At 38.8% G+C, this 18,376-nt stretch carries 13 protein-coding genes and 3 pseudogenes; 11 read left to right on the top strand and 5 right to left on the bottom strand.

The window, feature by feature from the left end:
• Positions 1 to 48 precede the first annotated feature (48 nt).
• On the top strand, positions 49 to 528 hold the full coding sequence (locus tag V7K56_RS15710) for a hypothetical protein (protein WP_334911811.1): 480 nt from the start codon (positions 49 to 51) through the stop codon (positions 526 to 528).
• 192 nt (positions 529 to 720) lie between these two features.
• Positions 721 to 1,101: pseudogene (locus V7K56_RS15705) on the top strand (DUF423 domain-containing protein).
• Between the two features lie 389 nt (positions 1,102 to 1,490).
• Here the strand turns inward: V7K56_RS15705 and V7K56_RS15700 are convergent.
• A complete protein-coding gene (locus V7K56_RS15700) occupies positions 1,491 to 3,497 on the bottom strand; it encodes a PPC domain-containing protein (protein WP_334911810.1) in 2,007 nt (668 codons plus the stop codon).
• Between the two features lie 590 nt (positions 3,498 to 4,087).
• Between V7K56_RS15700 and egtD the strand changes: the two genes are divergently transcribed.
• Positions 4,088 to 5,122 carry an L-histidine N(alpha)-methyltransferase gene (egtD, locus tag V7K56_RS15695; protein WP_334911809.1) on the top strand — a complete coding sequence of 345 codons (1,035 nt, stop codon included), beginning with the start codon at positions 4,088 to 4,090 and terminating at the stop codon, positions 5,120 to 5,122.
• Positions 5,123 to 5,554: 432 nt separating this feature from the next.
• Here the strand turns inward: egtD and V7K56_RS15690 are convergent, their stop codons facing one another.
• Positions 5,555 to 5,869, bottom strand: a complete 315-nt coding sequence (locus V7K56_RS15690; protein ID WP_334911808.1) for a hypothetical protein — start codon at positions 5,867 to 5,869, stop codon at positions 5,555 to 5,557.
• Positions 5,870 to 6,529: 660 nt separating this feature from the next.
• On the opposite strand from V7K56_RS15690, the gene V7K56_RS15685 reads away from it, so the two are divergent.
• From V7K56_RS15685 to V7K56_RS15655, 7 genes are all read left to right on the top strand, one after another.
• On the top strand, positions 6,530 to 6,739 hold the full coding sequence (locus tag V7K56_RS15685) for a hypothetical protein (RefSeq protein ID WP_334911807.1): 210 nt from the start codon (positions 6,530 to 6,532) through the stop codon (positions 6,737 to 6,739).
• A 286-nt stretch (positions 6,740 to 7,025) separates the two neighbouring features.
• Complete coding sequence (gene fldA / locus V7K56_RS15680) at positions 7,026 to 7,538, top strand: flavodoxin FldA (protein ID WP_334911806.1); 513 nt, start codon at positions 7,026 to 7,028, stop codon at positions 7,536 to 7,538.
• 227 nt (positions 7,539 to 7,765) lie between these two features.
• Complete coding sequence (locus V7K56_RS15675; protein WP_334911805.1) at positions 7,766 to 8,008, top strand: hypothetical protein; 243 nt, start codon at positions 7,766 to 7,768, stop codon at positions 8,006 to 8,008.
• 117 nt (positions 8,009 to 8,125) lie between these two features.
• A complete protein-coding gene (locus V7K56_RS15670; protein WP_334911804.1) occupies positions 8,126 to 8,878 on the top strand; it encodes an alpha/beta fold hydrolase in 753 nt (250 codons plus the stop codon).
• A gap of 558 nt (positions 8,879 to 9,436) precedes the next feature.
• Entirely contained in the window at positions 9,437 to 10,471 is a 1,035-nt protein-coding gene (locus V7K56_RS15665) for a chlorophyll a/b binding light-harvesting protein (protein ID WP_334911803.1), read from the top strand.
• Positions 10,472 to 10,638: 167 nt separating this feature from the next.
• Positions 10,639 to 11,607, top strand: coding sequence for a chlorophyll a/b binding light-harvesting protein (locus V7K56_RS15660; RefSeq protein ID WP_334911802.1), 969 nt, complete (start codon positions 10,639 to 10,641; stop codon positions 11,605 to 11,607).
• A 178-nt stretch (positions 11,608 to 11,785) separates the two neighbouring features.
• Positions 11,786 to 12,061 (top strand): hypothetical protein, encoded by a 276-nt coding sequence (locus V7K56_RS15655; RefSeq protein ID WP_334911801.1) that lies wholly within the window; start codon positions 11,786 to 11,788, stop codon positions 12,059 to 12,061.
• 99 nt (positions 12,062 to 12,160) lie between these two features.
• On the opposite strand, the pseudogene V7K56_RS15650 reads toward V7K56_RS15655, so the two are convergent.
• Positions 12,161 to 13,647: pseudogene (locus tag V7K56_RS15650) on the bottom strand (AAA-like domain-containing protein).
• A 427-nt stretch (positions 13,648 to 14,074) separates the two neighbouring features.
• Here V7K56_RS15650 and V7K56_RS15645 point away from each other — a divergent pair.
• Positions 14,075 to 14,893, top strand: coding sequence for a transposase (locus V7K56_RS15645; RefSeq protein WP_334911800.1), 819 nt, complete (start codon positions 14,075 to 14,077; stop codon positions 14,891 to 14,893).
• Between the two features lie 239 nt (positions 14,894 to 15,132).
• Here V7K56_RS15645 and V7K56_RS15640 read toward each other — a convergent pair.
• Together V7K56_RS15640 and V7K56_RS15635 are read right to left on the bottom strand one after the other, a co-directional pair.
• Positions 15,133 to 15,633 (bottom strand): annotated as a pseudogene (locus V7K56_RS15640) (GUN4 domain-containing protein); the annotation flags it as partial.
• Between the two features lie 12 nt (positions 15,634 to 15,645).
• Complete coding sequence (locus V7K56_RS15635) at positions 15,646 to 18,144, bottom strand: AAA-like domain-containing protein (protein WP_334911799.1); 2,499 nt, start codon at positions 18,142 to 18,144, stop codon at positions 15,646 to 15,648.
• Positions 18,145 to 18,376: the final 232 nt, after the last annotated feature.

The following is an 18,376-nucleotide window of genomic DNA, read 5'->3' as shown; positions in this document are numbered from 1 at the left end:
GAAAGTCAGGTTAAAATCGCAAGCAAAGTGTAAATTTGAAGTGAAACTATGAAAACTGCTGAAAAATTAGCTGCTGGTTGGCTACTGACACTCGGATTCATGTTTGTAACTCTATCAGCAACAGCGGCATTAGAAAAATTTGCTACACGTAAAGCTATCATAATACCTCCGGGTGAGTATGAGTTTAACGCACCGAATGCTACTTATGAAGATAATAATACTGCTGTTGGTGGTCTGATTTTTGGCGTCCCTACCCTAACACTAGGCATGTGGTTAGCATTGGGATTGTATCGTCAAAGTCGGCAGGAGAAAAAAGCGATTAATCAACAAGTTAGCGATCGCCTGCAATCGATTTTTTATGAGATGCTACAAGAAAATCACGGACGCGTAACTGTTTTAGGTTTTGCCATGCAGTCACAACTACCCGCAGCCCACGCCAGACAATATTTAGATGAAAAAGCTAAAGAATTCAATGCAAACTTTAAGGTGAACGAAGAAGGGGCTGTATCATATCATTTTGATGTCTAATTGTCATTAGTCATTTGTCCTACCCTGTGGGAAGCCTTTCGGGTGACGCTCCTGTGTCGCTAACGCTGCGCTAACAGCAGTCGCTCATGGGGGAAACTCCCAAGACCGCGCTACTTCACCGCAGAAGCGGCTATGTAATTTGTAATTTGTTATTCACTAATGACTACAATACCCAACTTACGGCTAGGTCTAATGACGCAGATTTTTTTGAGCGTAGCTGCCATTTTAGGCGGTTTGTCAGTTGCTGCTGGTGCTTTTGCTTCTCATGCCTTGCGAGAAAAGATTAATGAGTGATCGCTAGAAATTTTTGAAACTGGCGCTCGTTACCAAATGTATCATGCTCTAGCACTTTTTTTAGTAGCAATACTAATTAGTCGTACCGAGTCTCCTCAACCTACTCTTGTCACCAGTGGATGCCTGTTTATCATTGGCATTGCTATTTTCTCAGGTAGCTTGTACGCCCTTAGCTTAACCGATATTAAATCCTTGGGAGCAATCGCACCACTAGGCGGTGCAGCCTTTCTTGCCGGTTGGGGTGCTTTAGCTTTTGCTGCTTGGAATTTGAAGTTGTAAAAAAGTTAAAAATTGAAGCAATAGCAATTAATGGGACTCAGACAAAAAGTAACCAGAAAAATACCTCAAATGTATATACAGAGAGACTTTGACATCGTTTTGCCTAGTTTCATGATATATCTGGGTTTCAAGCATTTTTGAGCCTTTGGGGTATTTTCTTTGTCTGTATGGGTTTGAGGCTTGTTTTTCCCTCAAAAATGTTTAAGTCCCGTTAAGCATTCAATTGCTCTCATTCATTTTAAGTGCGATCGCTTGCCTGCACTACCTATACATCCAGCTTTTCAGACAACAATTGGTTCACATTCTTAAGATTACATAGTGCGATCGCTTCTGATTTCTAAATCAACTCAGTTGGATTCAAAATAGTGATCGCACTCAACTCTCTTTATTTAAGAAGCAAATAAGGTCAGATTGTAGTTGGTATCGGAGGAGTTATTGGTATATACACGAACAAAATAAGTACCTGCTCCTAGAATATGATTAATTGAACCATTATTGGAACTATTACCATAAGTATCGTATAACTTCTCACCAAAATACTGATCGTACTGACCATTCCCATTACTATCCTGAATTACATCAACGTTAGCATAGTTACTTAAGCCGCTCAGAGATAGGTTGAAGTTACGGGTAGCGGTTAAGGTAAAGCGGTAGTAGTCATCATGATCAACACTGCCTACAAAGTCTTTGTAGCTGATGCTGTAGAGATTCCCAATATCCAAAGCGGTTCCCAAAGTGCTACCTGGATCTCGCGGTGTTGTTGGTGGCGTGGCCGTGGCAGTAAGGCTAAGAGTATAGTTGGTATCAGAGGAATTACTAGTATAGATACGAACAAAGTAAGTACCTGCTCCCAGAGTGCGATTAATTGAACCATTGTTGGAACTATTACCATAAGTATCATATAACTTATCACCAGAATACTGGTCATACTGACCATTACCGTTACTATCCTGAATTAGATCAACGTTAGCATAATTACTTAAACCATTGAGTAACAGGCTGAAGTTACTGGTTCCAGCCAGGGTAAAACAATAATAGTCATCATGGTCAGCACTACCGACAAAGTCTTTGTAGCTGATACTAGAAAGATTTCCAATATTTAAAGCGGTTCCCAAAGTGCTACCTGGATCTCGCGGTGTTGTTGGTGGCGTGGCCGTGGCAGTAAGGTTAAGAGTATAGTTGGTATCAGAGGAATTACTAGTATAGATACGAACAAAGTAAGTACCTGCTCCCAGAGTGCGATTAATTGAACCATTGTTGGAACTATTACCATAAGTATCATATAACTTATCACCAGAATACTGGTCATACTGACCATTACCGTTACTATCCTGAATTAGATCAACGTTAGCATAATTACTTAAACCATTGAGTAACAGGCTGAAGTTACTGGTTCCAGCCAGGGTAAAACGATAATAGTCGTCATGGTCAGCACTACCGACAAAGTTATTGGCAGTGCGGTTGCGACTCAAGACACCAATATTGAGAGCGCTACCTAAAGTGTTACCTGGATCAATTGTGCTAGAAATGGTTGGTAATACCGCAGCTAATCGCCCCTCGCGAAAGCCGTAAACCTCGAAGTGTTGCTCTGCTTGCCGATTGGTAAAACCTGCTGCCCTTAAGTCAGAATTATTAGCTAGGTAGTAACTGACATTGAAAGATTCTGAAGAAACACGTCCCTCATTCAAACCATAGAGTTCAAAGTGATTTAAGAGTTGATTGTTATTTAGTTGTGCCAAGTCAGAATTGGCACTGCGATAGTAATTGGCATCAAAAGCAACTGAAAAGCGGCGTCCCTCGGCAACACCAGAGCTTGCCAAATGAGCTAACAATAATCCATTATCAAATCCGATCGCAGCAAGGTCAGGATTAGCAGCTCGATAGACATTTAGATCCACAAATGTTGAAAAGCGCCGTGCTTCAGCTACACCAAACAATTCTAAATGCTGCAATGCTTGGAGATAACTAAAACTCGATAGGTCGCTGTTGATACTTTTATAAAAGCTGAGATCAACTAACGGTGAAAAGCGACGTCCTTCATTAATACCATAGTTTTGTAAGTGCCCAAATAGCTGCTCATTGCTTAAATTGGCAAGATCGGCATTACTACCCCGGTAGAAGTTAAGGTCACAAAATTGTGAAAAGCGACGTCCCTCACTCACGCCGTAGTTTTGCAGATGTTGAAAAAGCTGTGCGTTAGTTGTGAATGCGGCAGCTACATCAGGATTGCTAGAGCGATAGACATCAAGACTGATAAGTGGTGAAAATGCACGTCCTTCGTTTAAGCCATTGCTTTGAAAGTGGGACAACAATTGTCCATCTGTAGTCAAACCAGCTGCTACCAAATCGGGATTAGCAGTACGATAGAAATTGGCATTGAATAAGTTTACGGCCACGGATATTTATCAGTAAGGATAATCTAACTATCTAACACAGTAATATCCGTAATCGTCTATGGGACGATTACGGATAGTTCTAAAATGTATTTCCTTGACTGAAGGGAGTTATGGGAGTATTTGTCTGATAAAGTATCAGATAAACAAGCGATTATGATAAATATAGCTTAGCAATATTTATTACTTGAGCATAAACCAAAATAACTTTAAGGAGCAAAGAAAGAGAAGGTTTATCTCCACACACAGCACTGAGTCTGTTCGATCTCCAGTGACAAATTCTTTAGTCCCAGAGTCTATTTATCAGCTATATACTAGGCTGCATACAACATAATTATCATGTTCGGCTAATTAGTTATAATTCCCGAATCTATGCAGAAAGCCCAAAAACCCTTCCTCTGTGCTCCTATGCGATCTTAATGATAAATCTTTAACTGAATGCACCCACCCGTCAAAATTGAGTAAATGTACAGCCCTAAAGCTTGAGCTATGTAGCTCAAGCATGATTTTATTAACTATGGCTATGTGTTTCACTGATTGGGGTAAAGGTCTGCTATCAAAGTAACCTATTACGCCGAGCAAACGGAGGTTTAATGTCGATATCTAAAGCTGTTAACAGCAAGGTTACTTCTCAAAGCAGCGTTGAAAAACGCTTGCAGATAGAGCGTTTGATAGGAGCAACTCAAATACTTGTATCTAGTGCTGGGAGTGATGTAGTGAAGGGATTAACTCAAACACCTAAATCTCTACCCCCTTGTTACTTTTATGACGACCGTGGTTCCGATCTGTTTGAGCAAATCTGTGATTTACCAGAATATTATCTTACACGTACAGAAACAACGATTTTACAACAGTATGCTGGTGAAATTGCCAAGATAACTGGCGTTTGTGAATTGGTAGAACTTGGCAGTGGCAGTTCTAGTAAAACCCGCATTTTACTAAATGCCTACCAGCAACTAGGCTATCCTCTGCATTACCTACCAATTGATGTGAGTGCAGGTATGTTGGAGACTAGTGCCAAGCAGTTATTGGGAGATTATCCTTTACTGCAAGTTTATGCACTAGCGGGAACCTATGAATTAGCCCTTGCACAACTCCTACCGACGCAATTACCCAGTCGGATGATTTGTTTTATTGGTAGCAGTTTAGGTAATCTTACCCCTGATGAGTGTGATGTGTTCTTCTCTCAAATTACCAATGCTCTACAAGTAGGTGAGTATTTTTTATTGGGGATAGATTTACGAAAGCCAAAACAGATTTTGGAACCAGCTTATAACGACAGCCAGGGGGTGACAGCTGCATTTAACCTCAATATGCTGGAACATTTAAATCAGCGATTTGAGGGTAACTTTGACACCACCCAGTTTGAACACCGAGCATTTTACAATGAAAGCGAGCATCAAATAGAAATGCATTTATGCAGCCTGCGATCGCAAATTGTAGAATTACGCGCTCTTAATCTTAAGGTTAATTTTGCACTAGGTGAAACTATCCTCACTGAAATTTCTCGCAAATTTGACCTTACTAATATCAAACAGCAACTAACTGCACAAGGTTTATTACCTCTTCATGTCTGGAGAGATCCAAATCAATGGTTTGGCTTAATGCTCTGTCAGATGCAAGCATAAAGCATTAGACTTCTTGCACAAATGCAAAATTTGCCCACCCTGCGGGATCTTGTTAAATCCCCCAACCCCTTCTCCCAATTTTGGAAGAAGGGGAGCCAATTTCAAAGTCCCTCTCCAAGCTTGGGAGAGGGATTTAGGGTGAAAGCTCATTGATTCATGCAAGAAGTATATAGATATGAGTGAAAAAGAATGTAGAGACGTAGTACTGCTATGTCTCTAACAGGTTTTTGATAACGCATATTTAATTTCACCAAATCTCTGTTACATACTAAACGAGAACAGCTATAGATGATATTCGTCCCACCCCAACAAGAGAGAACAATTAGAATCCCTCTTGCTGGGGTAGTATTTTCACTAGGTAATGTTATACGTAACGTATGAATACTCCCTTTCGATCAACCCAAGCAAGTAAACTTAATGTTTAGCCGCTAATTATTGCTGCATCGAAGGTGTGGCAAAAATTCTGCTGAATATAGGAAGCCGTACACGAGGTTTATTTGCTGTTATATTGGCATTAGTAGCGGAAGAGTTATTAGTTACCTCAGAAAGGAGAGGTGGTTTGCTATTAGTAAAATTGCCAAAATCACTCAATTGGGTAGCCGAAGGTGAACTTGAAGATATGGAGGTAACATTCTCAGGATTTTGACTGTTGGTTTTTACCGGAGTTTGAGCTTGAGATGGAGTAACTAGGAAAGTTGAACTTGTTCCTAATACCAGTACGAGCAAATGAGAAATATATTGTTGCATAGGGATTAGCAAAATGGGTTGATAAATATTCAAAGTTTAAAGAAGTTGTGTTTGTTCTCAGTTAGAAATAAAACTGCAATTTTCTCATAGAAATAATGACGCTGTTTTCCAAGAAAACTTGAACACAGCGATTTCCAAATGAACAGACTATTAATGCTTAGTACATTAATTCGCTAACAACAATCTAACTTCCCTCAATCAAGAGGAAGCTAAACTCTCTTTTGTAAAAAGAAAGAGAGCGGTTATTTGAAAACTACTAAATCTGCCTGAAAGAGAGTTAGCAAATAGATACACATAGAATAATTGATGTTTTTTAATCAACTAAGCCAGCACAACTATTAATATTCTATTTATATTTAACTTTTTAATAACAGAGGAATGTTACTGAAATTTTTAAAAAACTGATTTATATAAAATCAACTCTCACTCGCATATTTAACTAACTAAAGCAAAAAGTATATGAATTTTTAGAGCTAATTTGTAAACTCAAGTAAAATACTTACCTTGTAAGGGTTTTAGGAATTTGAGTTAATAAAGCACTTATTCGCTGAAACTTAGACCTAGTAATGAGTTGAGTATCCTTAAGATTTTCTTTACGAATCAGCTCTTAATAAAACTTTAGAGGATGTTTTAATTTACTTAAACGCCGATACCCTTTAGATGATGCTACGCGAACGGGCATCCTACGGCAGGCGTTGGCGCAACCATCATTTTATGGATTCATCCCATACTTTGGTCAAATTTACCAGTTTTGTTACACAACAGCCAGACAATCTTTTTGAAGGTAGTTGGGCTAAAAGGCTTGCTGTGTCTGGTTTAGCAGATGCTTGTCACCCCTTCAGGTACGATAATTCTTGCTTCCTCGTCTAGTTTTCGGTTTGTTTCCTGAAATACTTAACAAAAGTTTACTTAAAGAAATGAAAAAGACTCTCAATAACTCTGGTACTATATCTTCAGAGTTATTGAACCTAATACTCATTAAGCAGGTCATGTATTTCAGCTATTTGCAAACTTTCTGAAAAGATAATGCCATGACAAGCGTGGCTGTTCAAACACTGGAATCGATGCCTTGATGGGCAGGGAACGCTGGATTAACCAACCTCTCAAGGCGACTTTTCAGCAGAGCACACAACTATTTATTTATCAGGTGTCAAATATGTCAAAAAAAATTGGTTTGTTTTACGGTACTCAAACTGGCAATACTGAAGCTGATGCTGAAAAAATTCAAAAAGAGTTTGGTGGCGATCTTGTAACATTACATCCCATTTACGAGGCGGATACTAGCACTTTTGATGAGTATGACTTGCTGATTATTGGCTGTCCTACTTGGGATATTGGTCAACTTCAGAGCGATTGGGAAGGCTTTTACTCCGATCTGGATAACGTAAATTTTAGTGGTAAGCTGGTTGCCTATTTTGGTGATGGAGACCAATATGGCTATGCCGAGAACTTCCAGGACGCAATTGGAATTCTGGAAGAAAAAATTTCCCAGAAAGGCGGTAAAACTGTTGGCTATTGGCCAACTGATGGGTATGAATTTGAGCAATCTAGAGCTTTGAAAAATGGCAAGTTTGTTGGATTGGCACTTGATGAAGGTAGTCAATCCGATCTCACAGATGAGCGAATTAAAACTTGGGTCGCTCAGTTGAAGAAAGAATTTGATTTGTAGAAAGCCTTGGCAAATGGAAGGGCTGCGAGATTCTCGATTTCTTAAATAAATCGGGAATCTGACCAGCTTCATCCCTTAGTAAGGACTTTAGTCCTTGATTTTTTAAGCAATAAAGTGAGTGCTTACTACGAACCTCTGAAAACTTTTGCGACAGACTAGTACCGCAAGGCGAAGTCAAAAGGAGCCAGTGTGTTGGGGAGACAGCGCTGTGGTGAGGCAGTCCGGTCTTGGGGGTTCCCCCAAGAGGAACTGCCGAAAGGGTTTCCCGACTTGAGGCGACTGTCGTCGGCTCTGCCGACAGCCAAGCAACTGGCTCTCAAAAGTCACGCATAATTGTATTCCAAGCTCTTGCGCCATTTGAAATGGTGAGGCAGTTGCTCAGAGGGGGTTCCCACGCCAGTTGCTTCAAGTCGGCAGAACCGCCCAACGCACTGGCTCCCCATGAGGAACTGCCGTTAGCGCAGCGTTAGCGAGCCTGCGAGCGTCATTCGTTAGCGCAGCGTTAGCGAGTCCTCGAGCGTCAGGGGTATGTTTATTTCCGCTGTGCTGTACTAGTGAAATTGATTATTTAGAAGTTATGGGTATTTATGTCTGATTCATTTGATGTTTTGTGGTTAACTGCCAGTCCTGTTTTACAGCGTTTTGATAAACCATTACTTGAACATTTATCTAGGTATATAAATGTTGCCCAGTGGGAATACCAGCAAACCAAAGATGAAGCCAGTTCGATAGATCAAGCTGTGGATTTGCTGTATGAATTTTTAGAATGGCGCGATCGCCCCGTGCATTTAGCAGGACATGGTATGGGTGGTGCGATCGCCTTAACCTTTGCACGCCGATTTCCTCAAAAAGTGCGATCGCTCACTCTGCTGGCTGTAGCAGCCCAACCTGCAAACAATTGGCACGCTCACTATTACTTTCAACGACAACTTTTTAGCATCAGCCGTGAGTTAGTTTTAGCAAGTAGTGTTCGCAGTCTTTTTGGAAATCAACCGCCTCATACTACTAAAAAGTTAGTAGCTGCTTTAGATAAAGATTTAGAACAATCTCCATCATCACACTCTTTATTTAAGTTGGTTTATTTACCCAAGGGTGGAGTTTCTATGCCAATGATGGTATGTGGTAGCAAGAGCGATCCGGTAGTCAACCCACCTGCATTGCATGACTGGTTAAATTGGTTCAAGCCAGAAGATAAACTCTGGGAATGCCCACAAGGGTATCATTTTTTTCACTATTTCTATCCTCAACAGGTTGGTGAAGAGATTTTGAGTTTTTGGCAACACCACCATCCGCATCTACTGGAAGCATCTGCACTATCTTTTAGCACTTCTGCAAATTAGTCTTGAAGAATTCAGAATTCAGAATCAATTACTACTGATATTTTTTGCAATCAAGAGCAGTTTGAGCAGTAGTAATTAATACTATTGCTTCGTTTTTACTGCTTAATTTTTTCTCTATTTTTAACAAGAAAGAATACATGCGTGAGTGTCAGAATACAGGAAAGGTATTTTGTACGACTGGCGATGAATAACCGGGTTTAAGTCCCCCATCAAATTTTCAATTTGGCGATCAATAATTGTGTCTGTGGTCTAGATCCCCCACTAATTAATTCTGATTCCTGAATTCTTCTTTTTAAGAATTAAGTTTTGTAAAGAGTATTGACTAATAAAAAAGATTTTCAATAAACTAAATTTGTAATCTCAATAATTGGCAATTGGCAGGGATGTCTGACGACAATCGCTAGCGTTTGCGACGAATTGGAAAAGCTTTACACACAAGTAAAGGGCTTCATATCCGAGTGCATAACAACTGATTTGCTGCACTAACGAGACATTTAACTGCTGAAATAAAAATCAATTAATTGAGTATTATTTGCAACAATCACTAACTGACTAACAATGCAGACATACGGCAATCCCAATGTCAAATATGATTGGTGGGCTGGTAACGCCCGCTTCGCCAACCTCTCTGGCTTATTTATTGGCGCTCATGTGGCACAAGCGGCGCTGACAACACTCTGGGCTGGGGCGTTTACATGGTTTGAAATCTCTCGCTACAACCCCAATGTACCGATGGGGGAACAGGGACTAATTTTGCTACCCCACTTAGCTACCTTGGGTTTTGGTGTAGGAGAAGGCGGTCAGGTAATCAATACTTACCCCTATTTTGTTATCGGTGCTTTGCACTTAATCTCCTCAGCGGTGCTTGGTGCAGGGGCACTTTTCCATACCTTCAAAGCTCCGAAAAACTTAAAAGACGCCACTGGTCGCGCTCGTAAATTTCATTTTGAATGGGACGACCCAAAAAAACTTGGTTTCATCTTAGGGCATCACCTAATTTTCTTAGGAGTAGGTGCTTTACTTTTAGTAGGAAGAGCCATGTTTTGGGGAGGAATATACGACTCCACAATTCACGATGTCCGAGTTGTCACTGACCCCACTCTCAACCCCTTGGTTATCTATGGCTATCAAACCCACTTTGCCAGTGTTAACAACTTAGAAGATTTAGTTGGCGGTCATATCTATGTAGGCTTGTTACTCATTGGCGGCGGTATTTGGCACATCCTCATAGAACCTTTACCTTGGGCGAAAAAGCTTTTAATCTTCTCCGGTGAAGCTATCCTTTCCTACTCTTTAGGTGGTATTGCCTTAGCGGGATTTGTTGCAGCTTACTTTTGTGCAGTGAATACTTTAGCTTATCCCGTAGAATTTTATGGCGCTCCTTTGGAAGTAAAACTTGGAGTTAGCCCTTATTTTGCCGACAGCATTAAGTTAGCAAATGGCGATTACACTTCCAGAGCATGGTTAGCAAATGCCCATTTCTTCTTAGCTTTCTTCTTCTTGCAAGGTCATTTATGGCACGCACTACGAGCAATTGGCGTTGACTTTAGCCGAATTGAAAAGGCATTAAATGCCATAGGTAGCGAATCATAATAAGTGCTGAGTTCTGAGTGCTGAGTTAGGAGTAGAGACGCGATTAATCGCGTCTGTACAGGAGTTAGAAGTTAGGAATTCTTCCCCCACTCACCACTCAGCACTCATGACTTAGCACGGGCTAAACGCCCCGCTTCCGCTAACAGCACTTTTAAAGGTATTTAACTATGACAATCTCAACTGATAGAACCTTAGCAGAAGACACAGATTTATCGTGGTTAGTGGGTAATGCCCGTTTAATTGATTTATCTGGTCAATTATTAGGTGCTCACATTGCTCATGCAGGCTTAATTATGTTTTGGGCAGGAGCAATCACAATATCTGAAGTTACACGCTTTGTCCCTAGCGTACCAATGTATGAACAGAGATTGACTTTGTTACCCCACTTAGCAACTTTGGGCTGGGGTGTAGGTGCTGGAGGTGAAGTAGTCGATACCTATCCCTATTTTGTAATTGGCATTTTGCACTTAGTTGCATCTGCTGTATTGGGCGCAGGTGGACTTTTTCATGTTTTTCGTGGTCCGGCAATTTTATATAGTGCCGGTGGACAGGCGGCAAAATTTCACTATGAATGGAATGACCCGAAGCAATTGGGTTTAATTTTAGGTCATCACTTAATTATTCTGGGTTTGGGAGCATTTTTGTTAGTGCTAAAGGCAATGGTTTTTGGCGGAATTTATGATACTAACTTGGGAAATGTCCGCCTGATTAGCAATCCCAATTTAAACCCAGTCACAATTTTTGGTTACTTAGTTGGTCTGAAAGATGGTAGCTGGACTCCTTTAGGGATGGCAAGCGTTGATAACTTAGAAGATGTCATTGGTGGTCATATTTGGATTGGCTTCATCTTAATTGCTGGTGGCGTATGGCATATTATTGTACAACCTTTTGCCTGGGTAAGACGAATTTTGCCAATTGATAATGGTGAAGAAATTCTTTCTTATAGCTTGCTGGGTTTAGCTTTGATGGCTTGGATTTCTACCGCGTTTGTGGGATATAACACGACAGTTTTTCCAAGAGAATTTTATGGTGATGAACGTTTAGGATTGGCAGATGTTCAGTTCTTCCTCGGTGTAGTGGCATTCTTAGGTTACGTTTGGCATTATTGGCGTTCATCCCGTCAATTTAATTCTTAATTAGATTTTGGATTTTGGATTTTGGATTGTGTAGTCCTTAACTGAGCAAATCATTCTGAATTCACCAATTTTAAATCCTGAATCCTGACTTCGTTCAACCTAGCTAAATAAACTCCTATGCCTGCGGTAAACGCAGTTCACTGCGGGCATTTTTTTGGAATTGTTATGAGGATAACTAATGTTAGCTATGATTTTTTGCGCCTTTTGCACTTGGACAATCATAATTCTATTTATTTCGAGTATTTGGTTAACCTTGAAAAAAGGCATTATTCATTTAAAAAGGTTACATCAAATTCCCTGTTCTGGTTGTGATTATTTCACTAATGACTACCGCCTCAAATGTACTGTACACCCAAAAAAAGCTTGTTCGGAACAAGCGATTGGTTGTATTGATTTTGAACCGAAAACTTCTGCCTGTAATGCTTGCCAAAAGGGACGGCGAAAGCTTTGTTAAATATATATCAAGGGTGTGATCGCCTTTCATATTGGTGCTGCGATCGCTAATCATTTTACCACTCATTATTGATGCTTCATCTTTTCAAGCTGAGTGTAATCATTCGGATAGGCGTTCTCGAAAATAAAGACGATATAAATTACAAAGGCATTGAACTTTATTTTCTTTAAATTTAATTAAGCCCAGACTGCGTAATTTAAAACTTTGTGTATAGTCTAATTGCACAGGAATATCACTCTCAATAACTTTTTTCATCGCTACTTTTAACAATTTATCTTCTTCCAGTAGTGAAAGATAGGGATGTAAAAAGCCTCTAAATAATCCCTCGTCAGTAGGAGCAACTTTCAGAAATTGTTCTAAAGTTAAGTTACTTGTAGCAATTTGATAAAGAGCAGTCCTTAATAAATAAGGATGACCATCAATCATTTCCTTTAATTGTCCGATTTCTGTATCTGACCAATTTAATTTATGTCGTTGCACTAATTCTTTTATTTGTGTGACGTTGAATTCTCCTATTTCAATAGGTAAACCCACATTAAAGGGGGATTTATTGACATTTAAGGAAATATATACTTCTTGAGAATGAGCAATTATTAAACGCAATTTTTGCCAGATTTCTTCGTTTTTACCGTTTTCATGCCAAGCTCGGAGTAGAGCAAAAAATTCTTGAGCAATTTCGGGATAAGGAAAAATTTTATCAATATCATCTAAGCCTAATACTAGGGGAACATCAATATTTTTTAATAAATAGTCTTTTAAATAATTAGTGCAGTTAACTTGACTGCTTAAGCGTTTTTTCCAAGATTGATCTATTTTATCTTCTAGTCCTAATTCATAACTCAGAGTTGCACAAAATGCTTGTAAAAAATTATTGAGATCGGTAAGGTTTTCTTGACTCCATAAATTAAAAGAAACTGTGCGATAACCTTTTTTTTACTATGCTCAAGAATGCGGCTCATTAAAGAAGTTTTACCCATCTTTTGCGGCGCTTTGATGCGGATTAACGCCCCTGGTTGGAGGATGAATTCATAACATTTAGTTTCTACCTCTGGACGCTCGATATAAAAAGGAGAGTTAAGAGGAACTTGACCATCAGGATTTTCAAAAATCCCTAAGGAGTTATTCTCTTTTACTTTTGGTGTTGATTGCTCAACAATGGCTAGATTAGTTAGCAATTGTTGCTTAATAAACTGACTAACTCCCTTGTAAACTAAATTATTTGTTGATGTTGGCTTGGTGATAGAAAGATGATCGTCATCTGTAGCGGTAGGTTGGACATCTTTGATGGCTGGGTTAGCGCTATCTGGGTCTACAACTAAAAAACCTTGAGTGGGTTTCGTTTCATAATAAACTTTTGTAGTAATTTCCAAAGAATCAACATTTTGCCGATACCACTCGTTAAGTTGACGCAGTTGGGGAATATGTGCTTTTAATTCATTAATACTAACAGAGGTTCTTGCCAAAATACCAATTTTATCGACTAAGTTAGCGAGATGAGAACCAGTGTGAGGAGTGGATAGAAATACAATTCCTTTTGTCTGTTGAATAACTGTTTTTTTTTGAAATGTCTGTGCATTACGCAGCATTTCTTTTACTAATAATCCACCCATACTATAAGCGATAAAAATTATTGGGTATTTTCCAAGATCATAAACTTCTAAATATTCTTGTAAATTACTAGCACGGTCAAAGAGTGGCATTGTTGAACCCCTCCATTCAAAGGGTTCAGCCTTGTAGCCAAAAGACCAAATACCTAAATCTGGTCTTTCTTGTCCCAGCCACGTTAACCAGAAATTATCATCGTCGCGTAGTTCTTGCGGATGCCAAGTTCCGCGTGCGTCACCACCTAAGCCGTGAACAAAAATCACATCCCCGCACCGCTTTGGGTTGTCACATCCTGATATTTTGATTAAACCAGTTATCTCTGTGGGTTCAGGTTTTGGGGTTTTACCAAAAAAGTTTTTAAAGGGCATAGATAGTATGGGGAGAATTAAAGGGTGACAAATTCTTCTTATGCCACGGCCACAGCGCGACTTAAAACTAGGATACAGCTATCACGTCACTACTCGGTGCAATAACCGCGAGTTTAAATTAACGCGTCACGAATGCCGTCAGGTGTTTCTCTATGCTCTCAAAAAGGCATTGGCTAAGTTCCAATTTAAGCTTTATGCCGTATGTATTATGTCTAACCATGTCCACTACCTACTTGAGCCAGCACAACCGAACGATTTACCCAAAATCATGCATTGGCTCAACTGGTACACAGCAATGTGTTTTAACCGAATGTTAAACCGTAGGCTCAACTGGTACACAGCAATGTGTTTTAACCGAATGTTAAACCGTACAGGACATTTTTGGGAAAAACGTTATCACAGCACAGGATTTGAGCAAAGTGACCATCAACGGGCATTGAATACGCTGCGGTATATTCACGCCAATCCGAAAGCGGCAGGAATGCAAGAAGGCTTTTTCTATGATTTTAGTAATTATGGAGTCTATGACCGACTTGGGGATGATGGTTTAACAACTTGGCATCCGGCTTTTTTGACGTTGGGTAAAACTTTGAATGAATGTGCTGCTAAATATCGGTTTTTTTGTAAGAGGTACAAACCAAAAGCGAAAACAGAAAAACGGTATTTTTGGGGTAATCAATTTTTGCCTAAAGTAATTAAAGGCAAAGGTAAAAAAACATCACCGGGACAGATGCGATTGCCTTGGGATATTTGGGAGGCAAATAATCCAGAAATTGTTGATGTGGCTGAGAAATTTATTTTTGCTAATTGTTACAATCCGCAAGTTGCAGGGATGATTTTTAGAAATCACAGTCAATGATTTGAGATGAAGATAGGAGCAGTGTCTCTATTTATCACTAAAAATGTCTTTTTTTGGGAATTTTTGGGAATTTTAACGATACTAAACTAGCTCTTTTCAAGTTCCTTTGTGTTATTTTTTTTTCTTTGCCTGGTGCCAGCCTGGTGCCAGGTATCGAATCTCCGAAAGCCTTATTATTGTGTGGAAAATTTCCTATTAATAAATCTTTGCAATTCTTTGAAAACCTTATCTGTTACAATTCACAAGTCTCTGCAAGAAGAAAGAAAGGTACCGAATTCCACCGCTACGTATTCCCGCCGCCCGTACAATCTCCCGTACCTCCGAATTCCAGACTCTTTAATTCGTACTGCCACCAATCTATACGCCGACTCATTATTATAATACGGGAGTTCTCCTACTTTAGATATTCTCTGACCCTCCCGACCTATTAGGTTCATGGGTAATTCCTCATATCTGATCCACTCCCCATCCTCTTTTTTCCATCCCACTCTTTTATCAAAATCATTATACCCTTTCTCGTTCCAATTTCTCCATTTTTTCTTCTCCCAATCAAAATCGAGAGAATTTCCAGTATCCAAATATATTTTTTTCTGGACACTATAGCCAAAATGTCCCTTGGAGTTTTTTACCCACAGTGTATCTAGTTGTTTTAAATCCTTACAATTAAAGTTTTTGACATCAGCTAACTCTAAAATACTCTCTTTTTCTCTTCCTGCTGAATAGAGAAGAAATTGCCAATTTTTATCATCTGCTTACCTCCATCTTTGCTGCTGCATCAAATAGTCTAATTCATTCAATAAATGTTTCTTTAAAGATTGATCATAAACTGGATTGGAGCCGTCTAATCCTTTAAGTTGACGATAAAGCAAAGCCACAATATCAGCATTGCCATTGTAGAGAATATTTGGGTCTAAAGTAAATAATTCAACATTAGATTTAAACTTAAATTTTAGAATTATGAGATGTTCAAATGCTTTCTTGTAATCTTCTAAAGCTTTAGATTTATCTAAGCGACCTTTAACATAGTATATATAAACTAAAGTAGCCAAATTGGTTGGAGCGTTATCAATTTTGGTTTCTATTTTTGATAATTCTTTTATACTTCTAGCAAAAATCTCGGTTTTCTTTCTAAAATCAGTTTGATTTCGCTCTTTTTCTTCTCTGTAAAGGTATTGATACCCTAAAACCAACGCACTATCTAATAAAACCTCTTTTAGCTTGAGATTCTTAATTTTATCTTGCAAAACCAACCCTGCAATATTCAAGGACTGATTCGCTTCGTTTGTTTTCCCTTTTTGTTGCAGTTGAGAAGCAACTGCTGATAAGTCTCTAATTTTAGCAATAGAATTTTTAAGTTCACTTGTATTTCTGTCAGCAGTTTCAAGTTCTTGTTGTTTTTTTCTAACTTGTGCCTGGATATTTGTAAACTTGTTTTGGAAATTTTTAACTTGCTGTTCAACCTGACTAATTTCTTCAGATTTAGATTTTAGTTCTCCTTGTAATTTTTTAGCATCATTAGTTAATTTATTTTTTTCTACTTCCAAACTATTTTTATCTTTTTGAGCTTTATCTAAATCTGTTTTAGCTTTTTTAGCTTGTCTTTGAGCAGTTTTTGCTTCTTGCTTGAAGTTTTCTGATTTGCCCTTTGCTTGATTAAGTTCTTGGGTAGCTTTTTGAGATTTGTCTTGAGCATCGTTAGCAGTTTCTTGAGCCTTTTTAGCTTTTTGTTCTTCAAGTATTGCTTGCTTACCAGCTATAGATACCACTATTATAGATACACCTAAAGTAACAAATAAAACCACTACTCCAAAACGTATTCTTTTCCTAGCAGTTACCAATTGTTTTTCTGCTTCTTGTTTAGCTTCAGCTTCAATTTGTCTAGCCTTTTCTGCTGCTTCCTTTTCTTTCCTTTCTCTTTCTAATTCTGCCTGTACTTCTGTTTGTGCTAGTTCCTCTTCTCGCTCTCGTTTACGACTAGCTGCTAAAAATTCTAAATCTTGAAAACCTAGACTTTTATCCTTTGCCCAAGCTTCGGCTTCTGCTAAAGCATTTTCTCTCAATAACCTAGAATCATCCTGTTTTCCTGATAATATCCACTGACGATAATTCTCTGCATAAGGACGCAAACTTGCTAAACTTTTCTCAATCCATAAGTTATCAAAAATAGTTTTATAAATCAGGTTATAAACCTTTAATGTACTCTCTTCTTTAACAACGATTCCCGCTAACTGTAAATCACTCTGTTCAATACTACTATCAATATCAATTCCACCTGAGTACCATACTTGCTGATATAAATTTAAGAAATATGCGGCTTTCTGTTCATCTCTTTTTAAAATTCTATCCCGAATCGTTCTAAAATGTTCTGGTTCATCTTGAGATTCCCAATTCTGAATTACTCTATCTCTGACTAAATTCTCTACAAAAGGAGCTTCTTCATCTGGAAGAATTACAGTTGCAGATTTACGGACAAATTCACAGACTTTCTGAGTTAAAAAAGGCTGTCCTCCAGTCCAGTCTAAAATCGCTTTGAGTATGGCTTTCGGGTTGCTAGTTTGTCCAGAGAATCCTTTGATTAAAGGTAAAGCCTCTGCAAATTCAAATCCGGTTAATTCAATTCCTTTGCCAATGTTAAAAGGAGTACGTTTTTTATCTTGAATTAACTCAGAAGGAGTAGCTACTCCTAAAAGCACAAAATTAATGCGTTGATATTGAGGATTATCAACTCTTTGATTAAAGAATGCTCGAATTAAAGCAAAAAAATCATCAACCGGAAATTTTAAACTGAGAACACTATCAATTTCATCTATAAAAATAACAATCTGTGTGGGAACTAATTTTAGTAATTTTTCAATAAATTTACCAAAAATCTGCACATCAGAAAATCGGGAATTTTCTTCCCATAATTCATCTATATCAAACTGCTCACCTAAGTTTAAATTCTCAGAACCAGCAATAGTATCAATAATCCCAGAATACCATTGTTCAGACTTTAGCCCTGATGTCCCAATTGCAGTTAAATCAATAGATATACAAGCAATTCCTTCACCCTGTAACCTTTGCATTGTGCGGACACGCAAACTGGATTTACCCATCTGTCGAGAGTTGAGGACAAAACAAAACTCTCCAGCTTTCACAGCCTGATACAAATCTGCATCAGCCTTGCGTGTGACGTAGGTAGGTGCATTAGCAGGAAGACTACCACCAAATTGATATTGATAATCTTGGGGAACAGGCGAATTTATAGTCATACTTTATATGGCTAATAGTTTAAATTATACCTAGAAATCGTGTTGAGGTACTTCAAAGTCGTGTTGAGGTACTTGAAAATCGTGTTGAGGTACTTCAAAGTCGTGTTAAGGTACTTGAAAATCGTGTTGAGGTACTCCAAAGTCGTGTTGAGGTACTTGAAAATCGTGTTGAGGTACTTCAAAGTCGTGTTAAGGTACTTGAAAATCGTGTTGAGGTACTCCAAAGTCGTGT

It is taken from the genome of Nostoc sp., assembly GCF_036917535.1.
Taxonomy (GTDB): Bacteria; Cyanobacteriota; Cyanobacteriia; order Cyanobacteriales; family Nostocaceae; genus Nostoc.
This window is presented reverse-complemented; position numbering and strand designations above follow the sequence as displayed.